Consider the following 2891-nt stretch of genomic DNA (forward strand, 5'->3'; position numbering starts at 1 on the left):
CAACGTAGATAAGTTATTTCTTCGTACTTTCTACATTCTTTCTCTATATTTCCTAATTACAATACTAATATGAAATGAAAATAAAAAACATAAGAAAATGGGGAAATATAGTTGAACTTGAGAAAATGGTTATCTGCGACTGTATTTGTGATTTTTGTCACTTTATTGTTCCTCCCTTTGGATCAAATTTATGCCAAAACCGTTAGCCAATTAGACAACGAGTTGAAACAACTTCAAGAACGGGCGAAAATAGCTGAGCAAAAGCAAAAAGCTGCAGAAAAACAACAGCAGGAAGCGAAGCATTATGTCAATAAAAATAAAAACTATATCAAACAAATATTGATTGAGATCGAATCCGTAAGCGAAGAATTGACTAAAATCGCCATTGATGCTGAGCAAGCAGAGGCAGAATTACGCCAGACTAACGAAAAGTTGGACAAAACCAAGCAAAGAGTCGAGGAGCGCTCCAAATGGCTGGATTCTCGAATCCGATTGATGTATACAGACGGAAATGTTTCTTACTTGGACGTATTGTTGTCCTCGACAAGTTTTATTGACTTTTTAGAACGTGCCGAAGTATTGCAAGCAATAGCCAATCAGGATCGGATGTTATTAGATGAATATAAAAAGGACAAGGAGCTTCTATTAGAGCAGCAACGGAAATTGAAGGAGAGTTATGAGAAAATAGAGGCCTTGTATGTTGAAGCGGAGTCGCGGAAAAGTGCTTTGGAAAACAAAGAGGATGAGAAGCAGCAACTGATTGCCCGATACAGCGAGGAGATTGAAGAATCTGAAGACATTTCAGAAGAGCAGGAAGCCTTATTGATCGAACTCGCTACAAAAAGAGCAATACTTGAAAAAGAAAAAAACAAGCTGAAATCGGAGCAAGTTTACACATATAAAAGTACAAATTCCAATTCTTCATCAGGAAAAGTGAAAAGTGGTTCGGGAGCCATGTCCCTACCGATTCCTGGGGCTCGTTTATCTTCAAAATACGGCACTCGAGTACATCCGGTTACCGGGGAAGTTAAAATGCATAAAGGTGTTGACTATGCAGCCCCTCAAGGAACGGAAATTCAGGCTGCGGAAAGTGGTGTTGTCATTGTTGCAGAATGGTGGAGCGGTTATGGCAACACGGTTATTGTCGACCACGGGGATAACGTTTGGACGCTTTACGCTCATATTCGCAATAATGGAATTAAGGTGACAAAAGGGGATAAGGTAAAACGAGGACAAAAAATTGCTGAGGTCGGAAGTACAGGAACTGCAACGGGGAATAACTTGCATTTTGAGGTGCGAATTGACGGGAAACCAGTGGATCCGTTACCTTATTTGAAATAATCTTTACCATAAGCAATGAGGACGCTAGCGGTAGCCTTGCCAGGCTACTGCTTTTTGTTTAGGTGATCTCAAGGGAATATTCGGTTTTAAAAATGAAAATTCTAATATCGGGAGGTATGTCTGATGATGAATGGTTCTATAATGGTCTTGATGTGCACGATCATGTCAATCTGTTTACTTATTCTAATCATTGCTATTGGCGCAACAGTTTATGTAGTAACACGATTACTCATAAGGAAATATAGAGTTGAAGACGGTCCCCTTATGATTTTAAAAGAACGTTATGCCAGAAGTGAACTCAATGATGAGGAATTTAATCATAAACGTGAATTGTTGAACAACGAAGGTTGGAATATAAAGTAGAGGGCTGAGTTTAGAGCCTTACCCAAACTACTTATACCCCATGGGGGTTCCAGAAAAATGTAGAACCTTTTGTAAAAAGGTTGTACAAAAAGAGTCGCCTTACCGAAAAGTGACCTTCCCCGTACAATAAGGTCAAGCGCGCGCCCATTCATGAATTTGAAGGGAGCAAAAATTATGGGGAAACACGAAGTCGTTAATGCGGGGCAGTCTTTCAGGGAAGTTTCTCTTTCCGAAATGGATAAACCGAATTTGCCGGCGCAATGTCAATCAAACAAACCAGAAAAGCGAAGAGGAGTTAGTTATTCGCCTGCCTTTTACGCCCAATTGATGCGTCACGACTGGTATGGTAGAGTCCGCCACCGTATCCGGCAACGGGGGTGGGGGCAGTGAGCCGACCGATCCTGTTCACTCGCGTCGAAAACTGGTTATTCGCCTTACCGGTTTGGAAATCGCAGTTGGAGTCAATGCGGGAACAGTTGTCACGTATCCCGGGGCTTACGCAAAAATTCGATTTGGTCCCGATCTACGGCAAAGGCCAGAAAAACGAAGCAATATTAAACGAGGTAATCCGCCGGTTACAATTGCAAAATGTAGAAATCCCTTTAATGGAACTGAAGATTGATGTGCTGGAAGCCGCGATTCACTCCTTGCAAGAGGAAGATCAGCATTTTGTGGAAGAGCGTTACGTGCGCCGTCTGCCTTCCATGCTTGTCATGGAAAAGCTGGGCTTTACGCACCGCATGTACTATAAGCGGCGGAAACGATTGCTCAGTCACATTTACCGCTTTGTAGGCGGAGAGGCTTCCATTTTATTCGTGGATGATAAAGAAGCGAATTCGGATGCGGATTCATCGGACGATTCCGAGGAATAAGGTCAGGTCAATCGAAGGTCACATAATGATCAGAAAAAGAGACAAGACAAGGTCACGTAATCCTTGTATGTGCTAGACTGCTCTTATCCATCCCTTGTTCTCATTGAATTATGGTAGCGGTTGGCAATCCGGTGGTAAGTTCAATACTGGTGCTCTTCAGACGAACGGTTGGGCTTTCCGCTTGTGGTGGATCATGGCTTTGTCGTCCGTTGGAACTTGCTAAATGATTGCCATGAGTCGGGTCAATCTTTACCCGATTTTCCTATTTTCTCAGAAAGAGTTAAACTCACTAGAATTAACATATTATATAACTTA

3 protein-coding genes are annotated in these 2891 nt (G+C 42.1%); all 3 read left to right on the forward strand.

From position 1 onward, the window contains the following. Positions 1 to 117 precede the first annotated feature (117 nt). The 3 genes from POTG_RS10895 to POTG_RS10905 all read left to right on the forward strand — a co-directional run bounded on the left by POTG_RS10895 (position 118) and on the right by POTG_RS10905 (position 2576). On the forward strand, positions 118 to 1341 hold the full coding sequence (locus POTG_RS10895) for a M23 family metallopeptidase (RefSeq protein WP_036645036.1): 1224 nt from the start codon (positions 118 to 120) through the stop codon (positions 1339 to 1341). A gap of 123 nt (positions 1342 to 1464) precedes the next feature. Next, positions 1465 to 1704 (forward strand): SHOCT domain-containing protein, encoded by a 240-nt coding sequence (locus POTG_RS10900; protein ID WP_036645000.1) that lies wholly within the window; start codon positions 1465 to 1467, stop codon positions 1702 to 1704. 386 nt (positions 1705 to 2090) lie between these two features. Continuing rightward, on the forward strand, positions 2091 to 2576 hold the full coding sequence (locus POTG_RS10905) for a hypothetical protein (RefSeq protein WP_232282275.1): 486 nt from the start codon (positions 2091 to 2093) through the stop codon (positions 2574 to 2576). Positions 2577 to 2891 lie beyond the last annotated feature (315 nt).

The sequence above is a fragment of the Paenibacillus sp. oral taxon 786 str. D14 genome (assembly GCF_000159955.1).
Taxonomy (GTDB): Bacteria; Bacillota; Bacilli; order Paenibacillales; family Paenibacillaceae; genus Fontibacillus; species Fontibacillus phoenicis.